Raw genomic sequence first — 12487 nt, forward strand, 5'->3', positions numbered from 1 at the left:
CTCATAAGGTTGAGCCCTGGAATCGCACCAGGGCCGCTAGGGAAAGGTGAATGCACGGGCGCTTGCCTCAACCTACAAAAATAATGTGAGTAATGTACTTGGATCTAATGCTGCAAATACTTAAACATTCGCCTGGAACGCCCAGACTATGAGATTTACACGACTCGAACGTGCTGACGGCCTGATCCGTAATCTCTAAGATGATAGATAGCAGTAAAACTATTCATTTGCTAACGCCGGTAAATAATTACTTGATTTTTTGGAGTTTTTTATGGTCTGAAAAAATATAGAAAAACGTCATGTAGTTTACGGCTATCAATGTGTCGTTATAGTTGTAAGTGTTTTTTCCAGAATTGGAGGAACATCAATGTGAAGAGAGAAAAGTTTTTCATTTTGTCGCCACCATCGAAAACCTAAACTTTCGACACTACCATAGTAGCGCATTCAAGCTTGCAGTTGGTTAGGCGTTTCCTGGCAGAAAGCTGTTAGTTTGGGCAAGCCTTTAAGCCCATATAAACCCTTGGAAAAATCGTAGTTCTCAGCGAATTCGCACAAAGCATCAACCTTGTGCGGAGCCAAACTGTCTACTTCCCAGCCAAGGCGCGGGGCTACGATCTTGTCTGGCTTGCGCTCGATGTAGCACTCAACAATGATTGTTTTATGAAAGTGGTAAAACTCGCTATCAACCATCACTCCAACTGCATGCTGGATGCAGTCAAATAACCGCTCATAGAGTTCTCGATCGTTTAAGTGGTTAACTAGACTGATTTCCGTCGCATTTTTGGGCGATCCACTACTCCCACCAGTCGAAGTTGAATAGTCAATACCAGTTAAATCAGTCAGTGGTCTCCCAGCTCTAGCCATGATGTGCGGTAAGTCCTTAATTAGCAATTCCCTGGCGTTGGCAGCTGTCGCTACTCGGTCGATAGGTGCAAACAAGCTCATTTTTCGCCCTCCTTCCCTGATTAATTAATTCACTGTAAATAGGTCGATGTACAGCCAGGGAACTCGCCATTCTTGCCCAGTCAGCTCGTATAAGATCAATTCATCGGGCTTTCGCTTGTACCAAAGCAACATTTTTTCGTGATCCATCAGTTTTCTCAGTGTCTTCAGCGGGCACTGCCGGCTTGGAGTGATAACCAGCCTGGTTGCTGAGTTATAAATGTTAAAGACTATCCGATTGCGCATGTTTCATTACGTCCTTCAGCATGATTTCAATTTTTCTAATTTCCGTAAAGTCCAGTTCCTTAGCGGCCTCTGGGCTGATATAAATTGACAGAGTGCCAGGCTTAAGCAAGGTATAGCCAATCTGCGGAGAATACTTCTGGTAGTATCCGTATCGTTTTTCGTTGTTAAATTCCATAGTTCACCTCCTCCAGACTGCTGCAACGTCTTCTGTGTCATAGTGGACGACTTTAACGTTAGCTCGTCCAATCTTCTTCATAAGCCTCATAGCGGCCCTCCTAGCGCTTTGAGGCGTTAGATATAACATTGGCCGGGTGCCGACTCTTCCCAGTCTCCAGCGGTCAGGAAACTTGCATACGCCGTAAGCTCCAACTCTTTCCCAGACTCCCCAGATGGTCTGCCCGTCATTAGTCCACATCGTCATGGCATTCATCCCATAGAAAAATAATAAAAAGAATTGCAGACAGCGCTAAGACAACGATAGCGCCAATTGCGAATAGTGCTTTGAACAGTTGTAAAATCATTACTTGTCCTCTCTTTCACTTGGCAGAGTATCTGCCAGGGCGTTGAGCGCCAGGTAACTCTCTTTCTTGTCCAGGCCCTCGTAACTGATAAAGTGGTCTGATTCCTGCCCGCATACCCAAGCCAGGGTGGTTGGCGGGTTCATTTCGAAGTCGGTTAACTTAACGATGTAAGTATCGCCGGTTTCTGGATCCAGCAGAGCTTTGATTGTGTAATCTTCTTTTCTGGCGATTGCCAGGAATTCTTTAGTCGTCATATTGTGCCTCACATTAGATAGCAGCTGGCAAAGCTCGTCAGCATTAGTGCAATAAACGCCGCCCATGATACCCGGTTGGGCTGGAAAAGAACCCACAGTGTGGCCAGAATCCAGCATCCCCAGGAAAGGGCAATGGCGAAAGCTTGTATCATTTACTCGTCCTCCAAGATTGTCCAGTGGTTGAACAGATGAGTTGCGCTGCCGTTTCTCATATATTTGATTTGGTTAACAGTACATCCGATTGCTTGAGCAGCGTCTGCTTCTGTCTCGCTGACAATTGTCTTTCTGCTTCTCATGTTGTAGAGAATGATCGATTTCTTCGGTTTCTGTGATTTCATCGTAGCGTCTCCCTCCAATCTCCGCGCATGTCTGGTGGTGTGGCTGCCAGCTTTGCCATTAATCTCAGCAAAGATGGTGACATAGTAAAGGTGTCATCTTCCACTTGCCACACGGAGCTTTCGCTTTCCAGCCGTGCCATCATCAAATCGTAAGTGCTATCGTAGATGTAAACATTTCCTTGTTCATCATATTCGGCATATGATGAATCTTCATCGAACGCATAAATAAATTCGTTAATAGTCATTCTTTAGTGCCTTCTTTGCTTCACCAACCGTTACAGTCAACAGGTCAACTGCGTCCTGTAGCTTCTTAGGCAGAGTGGCTTTCAATTGCTCCAGCTCTCCCGCAGTGTAGCCAAAGTTATTCAGGTCATCAAAGCCTACAGTGCTTGGTGAAAGGCTATTGTCGATAATCAAGAAAACTCTGTTCCAAATGCTGCCATCATCAAAGAACGGCTTGCCATTCAAGATCACGTACTTGTTATCATCTTCTCTGCTTTCTGCCAGCTCTACCATGAGCTTTAAGATTTTGGTTGGAAAGGTTATTTCAGACATTGTCCGAATATCCCAATTAATGTCATACTTTCCCAGTACTGCTACTGCAATATCAGCGTTTGTCCGCAAAAAAATATTGTCACGCTCGTCTTCGCTTGCATAAGCCTTGATTCCATCTCTGTTATCAATAGCATTTACAGCTTCAATAAATTCCTCAGTTGTCATAGTTCATCCTCCTCATCATCAGGAAACATCGTTTTAAATGCTTCTTCGTCTGGGTGCTCTTTAATCAATTGAGCCATCAGGTCCAGCTTGATCTTGACTACTTGATCAGATACTTCAAGTAGTCTTTTTGAGAACTCGTTGCCCTCTCCATAGTATTTATCAAGCTCTACTGCTGCCAGCGTGAAATCAAAAAAGTGGAGCTTATCAGCCACATCACGCCATTCTTCAATCGTCATTGTTAATCCTCCCAGTCCAAGCCAATGTGTTCGTCAACATCGCCTTTAGCATATTCAGCCATCAGCTCTAGCAACTTTGCAGAGAGTGGTAAGACCGAACGGCCGTCACCTCTAAACTCCCAGGTAGCGCCGTTGTAATCAAACAGAATAGTGTCCCTACGGTTCAAAATTTTTATGTTTCCATGATTGTCCGCAATTGCATGGAAGACATTTGGATATTGTTCGTTAAATTCATCTACAAAATCTTTACTAGTCATAGTCGTTTTCCTCCGCTAACAGTTCATCAAGCGGGACTGCTAGTGAGCCAATCGCATGCCATAACTCGATTGGATAACGATTCACAGTCCGCTCCTCTAATTCTTCTTTCGAGTAAGCATATTCTTGCAATTCATCCTCAAACGCAAGTGTTGTTTCCAAGCCGTTGGCTCCTAAGATAAAGATATGCCAGTACTTTCCTCTAGTGCCGATCTCTGGCTTACCGTTGACAAGAACATATTTCTTTCCAGCATGCTCATATTCAGCCAACGCCAGCATTCTTTGCATTAGCTGGATGTCAATGCCTTCAATGGAACGCCCGGTCTTATCAGAGAAGAGCCAGTCGTCACTGCCTTGAACATAAGAAGCTATTTCTCTGTTGTGGTGGCTGAGATGGAGCATCCCTCTGTTGTCCACTTCAGCTGACCAAGGATATGGCAGCTCTTTGATAAATCTTTCCGTTGTCATAGGGCTAAATTTCGGTGCAGTCCTATTCTTTCGTGATGGCAATTTAATTTTCACGGCCAACCTCCACATCATAGATGAAGTCCAAGCTAGTGTGGATTTCATGCAGCTCTTCCAACATCCAGATAGACACATAATCATCAAAGCTGTTTGCATATTCGCTAAGCCTTCTCAGTGCCTCATCAAACTGTTCATCATGCTTACTCATCGTTGCTCTCCTTTCAATGTCCAGCACTGCTTGGGTGTTTTCTGCCAATCATACGTCTAATGGTTTTCATTGGCCCGAACGGATTTGGATTTAAATCTTTAGTAATCAGTGAAAATACCTGGTCAATTGACAGTACAAGGTTTTCATCTAAGTCAATTGAACATCCGCCCAATGCTGACTGTCCGTTCTTCTTTCATCATGGTAATGTACAGATTGGGCATTCTGACGTAGTAGTATTTTGTTTTCTTCATCACTAATCATCCCTGCCCAGCGTGTAGTGTTCAGCACCTTCAAGTCTCCAGTAATAGCAGTTGAAACATTCTTCACTACAGAACACTTCGTCTGCAACGGTTGAAATGTATTCTTCACCAGTCCCGATTGTCTGGCCACATTCATCACACTTGATGGTTTCAATTACGTCGTAGCTGTTCATTTTGAGCCTCTTTCATATTTGATCAGCACCGTTGGAAGCCAATGGATTCTTTTATACGATCTTCCCGGCTTTGCAAGCGGTAAATCAAAATCTACTTCACTTAGCAAGAATTCAAAATTATCCATTGGGTAATAGGCAAGCCCTCTACTATTCATATAGTCACACAAGATTTGATACGCTTGATAATTCCAGCCATCCCAAATAATGACTCCAGGTTTTGGCCCTTTAATCGCAAGTGTTCCGTGAAAGTCGATTCCGAACTTTTCAAATAATCGTTCGAAGTCATGAAATTCTAAATTGTGATAGTGAGAAAGTTCTTCATCGAGTTCTTGATACAAATCCTTTTTCATCGTAAATTCTCCCGTGTTCAATCATGTCCTGTTTGCTGGCAAAGCCTAAGCGTTGCCAGATTGGTTTAACTTTCTTTAAATCCATAACCTACCAGTTCTCCTTCCACAACGGTGAGTGCTTCTTCTGGGGACCTAACCAGGCCGTGAATAACGTGGTAATTGGTCAGCGCCTGGTGAAAGGCAATCTGATCTTTCCTAGCCCGTCCAGTCTTGGACTTCACTTCCAGGAAATAGATCTTGCCGTTCACTGGCTTAAATCCGAAAAGGTCAGGAAAACCTCTCGGAAGGCCAGTATCGAACCAGCGGCCATCTGGTAAGCGAATTTTGCCCACATTGGCCCTGAAGTTGATATAACCATGTCTTGATAACATTAGTCTGATTTGATTTTGAATTTTATGTTCTTCTGCCATTTTTGGCTCCTAAATTTGTGTGGTGTGACGGAAGCGTGACCCATAAAAATTAAGCGTCACACTATCCATCGCCCCTACTCTTTCAAGGGTTTGAGGCTTGTTTTCATACCTGTTTTGTGACGGATAATTCCGTTTTTCTTAACTTTTATATACTTTTTATTTTTATTTTTTCTTTTCTCTTTTAAGAAAAATAAGAGTCACAAGCGTCACATTCTTACTCGCTCTAGGGCTTGAACGTTTTTTAAAGCGTCACATAAGCATCACAAGCATCACATTAAGCGTCACACTTACTTATTCCAAGCTAAACGAGGATCAGTTTTAATAGTGATGCCTTGGTAAAAAGCCCCAGCGCGGTTATGAACTTTCTCAAATTTCTTCCCCATCTCAATTCCAAACTTCCGCTTGCTCATCTTGTACTCGGTCGAGTCAGTAGCCCAGCTGGCGTACTTTTCGTAAAGCACAGTCGCTGACACTTCACCAGTCCCGACTTCGCAGCAGTCAGAGATGAATTCGCTGAGCACGTCCATTTCATTTCGGTAGTCATTGCCAGCATTAGCAATGGACTTTGGCAGGGCCAGGCCTTCAGATTGCCACATTAAGCAGCCGTCAACAGCCCATTTGAGAATTCCCATGCTCTCTGCTAAAAGCTTGTCCTTGAGTGATTTATCAACCTTTTCAAGCGGTACCTGGTGATTGAATGGAATGAGCACCAGTCTCCGCCAGATACCATCGTCAGTGCCTCTGATCAGCGGTTTGTGGTTAGTCGCCATCCAGATCTTGAATTTCGGTTCGAATTCGAATTCCTGGCCGTACAATTTCCGGGCAACGACTCTGTCTCCGCCTGTCAGCTGCTTAACCAAACCTTCATCTAGTCTGGCGCCTTCATTGGCTTCACTGGAAACCACAAACCGGGCACCTTCCAGCCGGGCTATATCTGAGTTGGCTGACTGGCCATATTTGACCATTAAAGAGCTGACGTTCATTGTTTTCGCATAAAGTCCAAAGATTGGCTGGATCGTGTCGAGAAAAACAGACTTACCATTTCTCCCGTTACCGTTCAAGATGAACATGACCTGCTCTTTGTTGGACCCGGTCAGACTGTAGCCAATTGCCTTCTGGATAAAGTGGATCAGTTCCATATCGCCTTCAAAGGTCTCAATCAGAAACTCGATCCAGTGTGGGCAATCTATGTTTTCGCTGTATTCACTGCCAGTGATCTGAGTAAACATCTTACCAATGTCATGGTCGTGCAGCTCCCCATTAGTCAGGTCAACCCAACCGCTGGGAGTGTTCAGCACCATGTCTTCTTTATCGAAATCAGCATGAGTAACTGGCACATGGTGGCGTAATTCTTTTATCAGGTCATTCTTGGCCTTATTTGACCGTTCGTGTTTCTTAAACTTATTCCAATTTTTCCGGGCCTTGTCTTCTTCGTCTGGCGTTGCGTCTGCTGGAATGTTGATCGGCTCAGTGTCTAGAGCATTGATTGTGTTGTCGCAGATCTGCTCAATCATCCCAGTGTTGTCAGCTTGCCAATACTGGCCATTGTAGATATACCAGTCCTTATCAGTGCTCAGGTATTTGATATGATCACCGTAAGTGTCTAGCACCCGCTGAGCCATACCCATGTCGTCCCATGATCTAGGCGGCAGATCTTCTGGTTTTTTCTTGCCATCTTTTGGTTTGTTAAAGTTGAAATAGACCTTGTAGCCATCACTAGCCTGGGCTTTTGGATTGTAAATCTTAGGACATTCATTAATCGCCTTGTTTAGCGTTGCCTTGCCGTAAGTCGTGGCCCCGTGTACTTCGTCCCACTTCTCACGGATCAGACTGGACATTCGAAAGATCTGATCCATCTTGTCATAGTCACGGCCAGTCCAGAAGGCTAACACGTTAGCGAAAGCCATGTCCGCTTCACTGTGAGAATTGTAGAACTCTTCCCAGCCACCCTGCATGAACAGTTTGATTCTTGGCCCTTGAGCTGATCCGTAAGCCCGGTTTAGGATTTCTTGGATAGACAGATCAATTGCAGGAGTTTTTTGTTGCATGACCGGGTGGAGTGGCTGGACATTATCCTTGCCAAACATGAACTCGTAAAGCTTGGTCATGGCTGGCTTGTCTAGGCTCTTAATCTGGCTAGGCGTGATTGTGTTGCCTGTTAGGGCAAAGAACCGGCCGGACTCGTACATTTCAAATTGGCCTTTTCTCCGGCGCTTGCCAGGAATCTTGCCTTTAAAGATTGCGTGAATGCCTTCTCCAGATTGGCTGATTTCCATGTAGGTTTTATCAGTCATTTCCTGGACCTGCTTGATCAAGCTACTTGGATCCCCACTCCAGTAGATGTCCAGGTCGTCTTGAATGTGGTCAATATCAAGCCCAACGTAGCCATTGGCAAAGTAAAAGGCGAGCCCGCTCGCCCTTTCTTGTTTGCCCAAAGCATAGAGTGCTGTTTGAAAGTCTGACCAGGTTGAAGGGTCGTTAGACTTTCCGGCCGTACCGTCACAGGGGTTGATTGGAATTTTGGTGTTCTTGCCCCGCTTTTCGTCATAGCGAAGCTCAAACAGTCCCCATTGCTTGAGTGCCTTTAATTCCTCTGGAATGGTCTTAACATAGGCTGAAAACTTCTCCATTTTCCAACCGCCCCTCTTCTAAATCTTAGAATGGCAAATCACTTTCGTTAATCGTCGTGTTGTTTGCAGTGAATGCTTGGCTTTGGCCAGGCGCTGCTGATTGTTGCATTGGGTAATGAGTATCTTCCCAAGTGTTAACCCATGAATTGTTACGCTTGGTAATCTTGCCCTTGTATTCGTTGTCGCTGACTTCAACCTTCATCCGGATTGGCTTATTTTCGCAGAGCTTAACGAAATCATCTGCACTGTCAATCTGAGTGCCGTCTGGAATCTTGATCAGCTCTGCAATTCTGGACAGTTGAGCATTGTCAAATTGGTCAGTGTCCTTATTGGTCCAGATTGCTTGGAAAAGGTGACGACCATGTGCCTTAGCATTGGTAGTAGCCAGTTCTGGAACTGCGTCTAAGTCCTTGCGAACAACAAAGTCAAAGGTGATGTTTTCGTGACCACCCTTAGATGCACCGTGAGTGGCTGACTTCATAATCATTTCGTAAGTGCCTGCTGGCAATGGTTCGTTGTTTTGCTTAACTGATTCTGCTTCCTTGTAGTTAACGTTTAAAAATGACATTTTGTTTCTCCTTTATTTAATTAATGGATCCAGCCTCTTTGTTTGGCTTGGTAGTAAACCCAACCGGGCTTGTATCCTTTTCCTTTTGCGTATTCTTTGAGTTCATCCATCGTGGTCAGTTCTGCCGGGTTCTTCCCCAGCAGATAAGAGACCTTGAAGGGCTTAATTTCTGTTAATTTCTGAGTCTTATTTTCGGTCGGCCCTTCACGTTCTGTTTTCTTAACCTGGATAACATTACGAGAAGACACTTCGGGCACGTCTTAACTGCTGGCCCGTTGTCTGTATTCTTGCCTTTCTTCCGGTCTTTTAATGTCCAGTGTCTGTTGTCGGTTGGCAGACCAAAGCGCTCAAAATTCCGGACCTGGTCGATAATGACAGCCTGTTTGCCTGGCTGGTATCTCATACACCGCATCGATTGCTGGATGTAGAGAACTAGCGACTTGGTTGGTCTTAATAGAACTACACATGAGCAGTCTGGAACGTTGAATCCTTCCGAAATCAAGTCACAATTTGTCAGAACCTGAATTTTGCCAGATTTGAAATCCGACATAACCTGCTCTCTCTGTTTGGCTGGTGTCTTGGCGTCTGCTTCGGCTGCTGGAACTCCGGCCTGGTTGAACATCTCTGCGACTTTCTTAGAGAAGGCGACCGTTGAACAGTAGACAATTGTCTTCCGGTTTCCAGCGAATTTTTGCCAGCTTTCCACGATACCGCCGTCGATAGTCTTCTCAAACTCTGCTAAGCTTGAGCCGGTAAAGTCACCCGTTGAAGACTTTCGCAGCACTGACTGGTCACCCAGCTCTGCTCCGAAGACTTTAACTGGCGCGAGGCGGTGGTGATCGATCAACCATTGAACCTGCGGCCCTACTACCATGTCGTCATAGGTTCGGCCTAAGCCTTCCCCGGACAGTCTCCACGGTGTGGCAGTAAACCCCAATCTTGGCACCTTATCCCAGAATTGATAGATCTTCTGGTAGGTCTTGGCTAGGGAATGGTGAGTCTCGTCAGTGATAATCAGACTAGGTTTTGGCAGCTGGCCCAATCGGTTCTTAATCTTGCCAACCGTCATGATCGTTGTCTGCTGGTCAGGAATTCCGGCCTGCTGAAACGTCTCTTTAATCTGGTTGACTAATTCTTTGCGGTGGACCGTAAAGAGAATATAACCACCTTTCTCAGCCGCTAGTCTGGCAATTTCCGCAATAACTACCGACTTGCCAGACCCTGCCGGGCTAACAATCAAGACAGATCTATTGCCCGTTGCCAGGCTCTGTCTGGCTTGGTCCACCAGTCTTTGCTGGTAATCGTAAAGTGAATAGTTCACTTGCCACGCATCCCTTCCTATTATCTAGTCGGTTCTTGGCGTAAGTCCCAACGTCGCCAGCAAGAATCACTCCTCTGGTTCCGTCTTCCTTACTAATCAGCCGGCCAACTACATCGCAGTTGCCCATGACATAGTCCCTAACCTGCTCTCTTACATCTGGGCCGTATTGCTCGAACTGCTGGCCGTTGGCGTCTGTAATTGGCCGTCTGGCTTCCCATGCGGTAACTAAGACATTAACGTCATAGCTGAACAGTTTGGAGAATAGCCGAATTGCCCAATTAGAATATTCATTGTAGTGGGCCAGCTGGTTATCCAGCCCGTTCTTTGACTCCTTGGCTTTCTCCACAAACCAGAGCTTTTGGAGATTGCTCAAGTTATCAATAACCAGATTGTCGTAATTCTTTGCATTGTGGTTGAACCAGACAACGAACCGGTTTAAGTCCTCAATCGGCGTTCCTGGATCAATCAGCCAGATGTCCTGGCTTCCTTGGTAAGCCTTAATCCGGGTGAATGACCCGTCCAGACTTAACATGTAAGTTTTGCCAGGCAAGCTGGCAGACAGTGTGGTTTTGCCAACCCCTGGCACGCCGTAGATCAGATAGCGATAGCGCGGGGTTTTCTGTTCTTCCCATTTAAACGCTGGCATCGTCAGTTCCTCCTAATTTCACCTTGTCCAGTTCCCGGTTAAGATCCTGCCGGGCCTGGTTCCAGATTGCTAACTCTAGCGCCTGGATAGCCCCGTCGATTGTCCCTGTGATTGAGCTGTCCCAATCCGGCTCATTGTCTTTCATGAGCTTCCGGGCCTTGCCTACAGTGGGCTGAGCGAGTGCTTGCTTAACCAGGTTGTTGGCTTGCTTCTGGGCTTCAGCATTCAGGCTGTCAGCCCATTCCTTATTTCTTGCCATTGTGGTATACTCCTTTTAGATACTGATTTTTGTTGCTGGTAAAAGCGTTTGATGCTTTGACCAGCTTTTTTATTGTCTGAGTTTTCGTGATGCTCACCTCCTTTAAATCTTGTCGCGGTAAACCCAGTAGATTAATAGTTGCCCAGCAATAAAGCTGAACCCGATGATGCCCAATAAGTCATGCAAGTGTAAACTGATGATCATAGCTTTTCACCCCAATCAATGTCGTACATGTGGCTTTCCAGCCACTTGGCAGCTTGTTTCTGCCAGATAACTGTTTTCTTACCTTGCCCATGTGGGTTAAGTACCCACCCCGTGTGCTTCACCGGGTCAAAGACAACTTCCGGATAGCGGTCGAAGATCTTCGTCCGCACCCACTCGGCAGATTTCCCCTGGCAGTAGTCCCGCCGGAATTCGTTGATCCCGATGGTTTTCGCTGTCAGGTCCTCCTCCAGCCGAGGCTTAGATTCTTTGACGATTTGAAACATCATGTCCCGGAGAGCTGATTCGTTTAAGATGTTCATTTTTGGTTCTCCTTTTTCTCTGATTAATCCGGAACTTTATTTCAAAAAAATTTGTTTTTTGTCGATCTTGTAAATCGAGTACATTTTTTCGAGTGTAGCCTGCTTGACCAACCCAGAGTTCTTTTCATAGTGGCTTAAAGTTTGGTCAGAGATGCCAAGCTTTTCAGCCGCTTGCTTTTGCGTCAGTCCAGCGTTTACTCTTGCTGCCTTGATGCTGATTTGAGGCATTGGCTTTCCTCCTTTCTCTTGTTTCTTTATTGCTGTTTCAAGCTTATGCCTATATATTAGCCCGGTTTAATTCGAGAGTCAAGTATTTTTTCGAGTTTTTTCTAAAAAAAGCAGATTAAACCAGAAAAAATGCTAAAATTAGGGTATCGAATACATACAGAAAGCTGGTGTACTAATGGCTAGAGCAGAATTAACCCCACAAGAAAAGCAACTTAAAAAAGAAATTTCAGCAACTCTTAACCGCCTTTTAGAAGCCAAGGGATGCAAAAAGATTGATGTCGTCAACGGCACCGGAATTAACAACAGTACGATTTATGATTACTTTAATGGTAAATTTTTGCCAACTCAAAAGAATGTTATCAAGTTGGCTGCTTTCTTCCATGTAAAACCAGAAGAAATTGATCCACGGCTGGATCCAACCCCATCTAACGCTATTCCGATTAATCGTATTGAACTACACCGCATCCCTGTGATTGGCACCATTGCATGTGGTGATCCAATCGATGCAGAGCAGAACGTTGTCGACTACTTGGAGCTGCCAGGCCACTTGCCAGATGGTGCTTTTGCCCTAATCTGTGAAGGCGACAGCATGGAGCCTGGCCTGCAAGACGGCGACCGGGTCGTAATCGAACCTACTCCAAATGTTGAAGATGGTGAAGTGGCAGCAGTTTTAGTTGATGGCGATACGAAAGCTACCTTAAAGCAAGTCAGACATGTAGGCGATACAATCTGGCTTATGCCAACTAACCCCGCTTATTCGCCTATTGTCCTGGACAAGGACCACCCCGGCCGAATTCTAGGCAAGAAGATCCAGATGATCAGATATGGCAGTAGATAAGAAAAAAGCCCGCGCTTGCGGGCCTGAATGGATATAGAAAGAGAAAAAAGAAAAATGGAAGGAAAGAAAACTACTCCAACTAAACCGGAAGAAAA

General features: G+C 45.3%; 21 protein-coding genes. 1 reads left to right on the plus strand and 20 read right to left on the minus strand.

All coding sequences use genetic code 11. From position 1 onward, the window contains the following. Nucleotides 1–444 precede the first annotated feature (444 nt). The 20 genes from FC20_RS07820 to FC20_RS07910 all read right to left on the minus strand — a co-directional run bounded on the left by FC20_RS07820 (nucleotide 445) and on the right by FC20_RS07910 (nucleotide 11554). Nucleotides 445–945: an ArpU family phage packaging/lysis transcriptional regulator gene (locus FC20_RS07820; protein WP_008463461.1), complete on the minus strand. Its 501-nt coding sequence runs from the start codon at nucleotides 943–945 to the stop codon at nucleotides 445–447. Between the two features lie 220 nt (nucleotides 946–1165). Further along, complete coding sequence (locus FC20_RS07825) at nucleotides 1166–1363, minus strand: hypothetical protein (RefSeq protein ID WP_008463457.1); 198 nt, start codon at nucleotides 1361–1363, stop codon at nucleotides 1166–1168. A 345-nt stretch (nucleotides 1364–1708) separates the two neighbouring features. After that, complete coding sequence (locus tag FC20_RS07830) at nucleotides 1709–1963, minus strand: hypothetical protein (protein WP_039944434.1); 255 nt, start codon at nucleotides 1961–1963, stop codon at nucleotides 1709–1711. A gap of 152 nt (nucleotides 1964–2115) precedes the next feature. After that, complete coding sequence (locus tag FC20_RS07835) at nucleotides 2116–2301, minus strand: hypothetical protein (RefSeq protein WP_008463449.1); 186 nt, start codon at nucleotides 2299–2301, stop codon at nucleotides 2116–2118. After that, nucleotides 2298–2546 (minus strand): hypothetical protein, encoded by a 249-nt coding sequence (locus tag FC20_RS07840; RefSeq protein WP_054668228.1) that lies wholly within the window; start codon nucleotides 2544–2546, stop codon nucleotides 2298–2300. The genes FC20_RS07835 and FC20_RS07840 overlap by 4 nt, the downstream gene beginning before the upstream one ends. Beyond that, complete coding sequence (locus FC20_RS07845) at nucleotides 2536–3021, minus strand: hypothetical protein (RefSeq protein WP_008463443.1); 486 nt, start codon at nucleotides 3019–3021, stop codon at nucleotides 2536–2538. Before FC20_RS07845 ends, FC20_RS07840 begins: the two co-directional genes overlap by 11 nt. Further along, nucleotides 3018–3257: a hypothetical protein gene (locus tag FC20_RS07850; protein WP_008463441.1), complete on the minus strand. Its 240-nt coding sequence runs from the start codon at nucleotides 3255–3257 to the stop codon at nucleotides 3018–3020. The genes FC20_RS07845 and FC20_RS07850 overlap by 4 nt, the downstream gene beginning before the upstream one ends. A gap of 2 nt (nucleotides 3258–3259) precedes the next feature. Then, complete coding sequence (locus FC20_RS07855) at nucleotides 3260–3514, minus strand: hypothetical protein (RefSeq protein WP_008463439.1); 255 nt, start codon at nucleotides 3512–3514, stop codon at nucleotides 3260–3262. Then, entirely contained in the window at nucleotides 3507–4034 is a 528-nt protein-coding gene (locus FC20_RS07860; RefSeq protein ID WP_039944429.1) for a hypothetical protein, read from the minus strand. Before FC20_RS07860 ends, FC20_RS07855 begins: the two co-directional genes overlap by 8 nt. After that, nucleotides 4024–4185 (minus strand): hypothetical protein, encoded by a 162-nt coding sequence (locus tag FC20_RS10395; protein WP_008463435.1) that lies wholly within the window; start codon nucleotides 4183–4185, stop codon nucleotides 4024–4026. Before FC20_RS10395 ends, FC20_RS07860 begins: the two co-directional genes overlap by 11 nt. Before the next feature lie 253 nt (nucleotides 4186–4438). Beyond that, complete coding sequence (locus FC20_RS07865) at nucleotides 4439–4618, minus strand: hypothetical protein (protein WP_008463431.1); 180 nt, start codon at nucleotides 4616–4618, stop codon at nucleotides 4439–4441. Next, on the minus strand, nucleotides 4615–4968 hold the full coding sequence (locus FC20_RS07870) for a hypothetical protein (protein ID WP_008463429.1): 354 nt from the start codon (nucleotides 4966–4968) through the stop codon (nucleotides 4615–4617). Before FC20_RS07870 ends, FC20_RS07865 begins: the two co-directional genes overlap by 4 nt. A gap of 65 nt (nucleotides 4969–5033) precedes the next feature. Further along, nucleotides 5034–5378 (minus strand): VRR-NUC domain-containing protein, encoded by a 345-nt coding sequence (locus FC20_RS07875; RefSeq protein ID WP_008463428.1) that lies wholly within the window; start codon nucleotides 5376–5378, stop codon nucleotides 5034–5036. Nucleotides 5379–5665: 287 nt separating this feature from the next. Continuing rightward, the gene (locus FC20_RS07880; RefSeq protein WP_008463426.1) at nucleotides 5666–8008 is read right to left on the minus strand and encodes a phage/plasmid primase, P4 family; all 2343 of its coding nucleotides are present in this window, start codon (nucleotides 8006–8008) and stop codon (nucleotides 5666–5668) included. A 25-nt stretch (nucleotides 8009–8033) separates the two neighbouring features. Next, nucleotides 8034–8576 carry a DUF669 domain-containing protein gene (locus FC20_RS07885; protein WP_008463424.1) on the minus strand — a complete coding sequence of 181 codons (543 nt, stop codon included), beginning with the start codon at nucleotides 8574–8576 and terminating at the stop codon, nucleotides 8034–8036. A gap of 172 nt (nucleotides 8577–8748) precedes the next feature. After that, the gene (locus tag FC20_RS07890; protein ID WP_236697650.1) at nucleotides 8749–9897 is read right to left on the minus strand and encodes a DEAD/DEAH box helicase; all 1149 of its coding nucleotides are present in this window, start codon (nucleotides 9895–9897) and stop codon (nucleotides 8749–8751) included. Continuing rightward, on the minus strand, nucleotides 9824–10543 hold the full coding sequence (locus FC20_RS07895; RefSeq protein ID WP_008463416.1) for an AAA family ATPase: 720 nt from the start codon (nucleotides 10541–10543) through the stop codon (nucleotides 9824–9826). Before FC20_RS07895 ends, FC20_RS07890 begins: the two co-directional genes overlap by 74 nt. Then, nucleotides 10530–10802, minus strand: coding sequence for a hypothetical protein (locus FC20_RS07900; protein WP_008463414.1), 273 nt, complete (start codon nucleotides 10800–10802; stop codon nucleotides 10530–10532). The genes FC20_RS07895 and FC20_RS07900 overlap by 14 nt, the downstream gene beginning before the upstream one ends. Nucleotides 10803–11002: 200 nt before the next feature. After that, on the minus strand, nucleotides 11003–11326 hold the full coding sequence (locus tag FC20_RS07905) for a DUF771 domain-containing protein (RefSeq protein WP_008463410.1): 324 nt from the start codon (nucleotides 11324–11326) through the stop codon (nucleotides 11003–11005). 36 nt (nucleotides 11327–11362) lie between these two features. Then, complete coding sequence (locus FC20_RS07910) at nucleotides 11363–11554, minus strand: helix-turn-helix transcriptional regulator (protein ID WP_008463408.1); 192 nt, start codon at nucleotides 11552–11554, stop codon at nucleotides 11363–11365. 175 nt (nucleotides 11555–11729) lie between these two features. Between FC20_RS07910 and FC20_RS07915 the strand changes: the two genes are divergently transcribed. Continuing rightward, nucleotides 11730–12392, plus strand: a complete 663-nt coding sequence (locus tag FC20_RS07915; protein WP_008463407.1) for a S24 family peptidase — start codon at nucleotides 11730–11732, stop codon at nucleotides 12390–12392. Nucleotides 12393–12487 lie beyond the last annotated feature (95 nt).

This window comes from Lactobacillus equicursoris DSM 19284 = JCM 14600 = CIP 110162, assembly GCF_001434815.1.
GTDB lineage: Bacteria > Bacillota > Bacilli > Lactobacillales > Lactobacillaceae > Lactobacillus > Lactobacillus equicursoris.

What these genes read in the sequence shown, in the direction of transcription:
- FC20_RS07820 (WP_008463461.1), bottom strand. Translation starts at nt 945, where the DNA reads ATGAGCTTGTTTGCACCTATCGACCGAGTAGCGACAGCTGCCAACGCC.
- FC20_RS07825 (WP_008463457.1), bottom strand. Translation starts at nt 1,363, where the DNA reads ATGGAATTTAACAACGAAAAACGATACGGATACTACCAGAAGTATTCT.
- FC20_RS07830 (WP_039944434.1), bottom strand. Translation starts at nt 1,963, where the DNA reads ATGACGACTAAAGAATTCCTGGCAATCGCCAGAAAAGAAGATTACACA.
- FC20_RS07835 (WP_008463449.1), bottom strand. Translation starts at nt 2,301, where the DNA reads ATGAAATCACAGAAACCGAAGAAATCGATCATTCTCTACAACATGAGA.
- FC20_RS07840 (WP_054668228.1), bottom strand. Translation starts at nt 2,546, where the DNA reads ATGACTATTAACGAATTTATTTATGCGTTCGATGAAGATTCATCATAT.
- FC20_RS07845 (WP_008463443.1), bottom strand. Translation starts at nt 3,021, where the DNA reads ATGACAACTGAGGAATTTATTGAAGCTGTAAATGCTATTGATAACAGA.
- FC20_RS07850 (WP_008463441.1), bottom strand. Translation starts at nt 3,257, where the DNA reads ATGACGATTGAAGAATGGCGTGATGTGGCTGATAAGCTCCACTTTTTT.
- FC20_RS07855 (WP_008463439.1), bottom strand. Translation starts at nt 3,514, where the DNA reads ATGACTAGTAAAGATTTTGTAGATGAATTTAACGAACAATATCCAAAT.
- FC20_RS10395 (WP_008463435.1), bottom strand. Translation starts at nt 4,185, where the DNA reads ATGAGTAAGCATGATGAACAGTTTGATGAGGCACTGAGAAGGCTTAGC.
- FC20_RS07865 (WP_008463431.1), bottom strand. Translation starts at nt 4,618, where the DNA reads ATGAACAGCTACGACGTAATTGAAACCATCAAGTGTGATGAATGTGGC.
- FC20_RS07870 (WP_008463429.1), bottom strand. Translation starts at nt 4,968, where the DNA reads ATGAAAAAGGATTTGTATCAAGAACTCGATGAAGAACTTTCTCACTAT.
- FC20_RS07875 (WP_008463428.1), bottom strand. Translation starts at nt 5,378, where the DNA reads ATGGCAGAAGAACATAAAATTCAAAATCAAATCAGACTAATGTTATCA.
- FC20_RS07880 (WP_008463426.1), bottom strand. Translation starts at nt 8,008, where the DNA reads ATGGAGAAGTTTTCAGCCTATGTTAAGACCATTCCAGAGGAATTAAAG.
- FC20_RS07885 (WP_008463424.1), bottom strand. Translation starts at nt 8,576, where the DNA reads ATGTCATTTTTAAACGTTAACTACAAGGAAGCAGAATCAGTTAAGCAA.
- FC20_RS07895 (WP_008463416.1), bottom strand. Translation starts at nt 10,543, where the DNA reads ATGCCAGCGTTTAAATGGGAAGAACAGAAAACCCCGCGCTATCGCTAT.
- FC20_RS07900 (WP_008463414.1), bottom strand. Translation starts at nt 10,802, where the DNA reads ATGGCAAGAAATAAGGAATGGGCTGACAGCCTGAATGCTGAAGCCCAG.
- FC20_RS07905 (WP_008463410.1), bottom strand. Translation starts at nt 11,326, where the DNA reads ATGAACATCTTAAACGAATCAGCTCTCCGGGACATGATGTTTCAAATC.
- FC20_RS07910 (WP_008463408.1), bottom strand. Translation starts at nt 11,554, where the DNA reads ATGCCTCAAATCAGCATCAAGGCAGCAAGAGTAAACGCTGGACTGACG.
- FC20_RS07915 (WP_008463407.1), top strand. Translation starts at nt 11,730, where the DNA reads ATGGCTAGAGCAGAATTAACCCCACAAGAAAAGCAACTTAAAAAAGAA.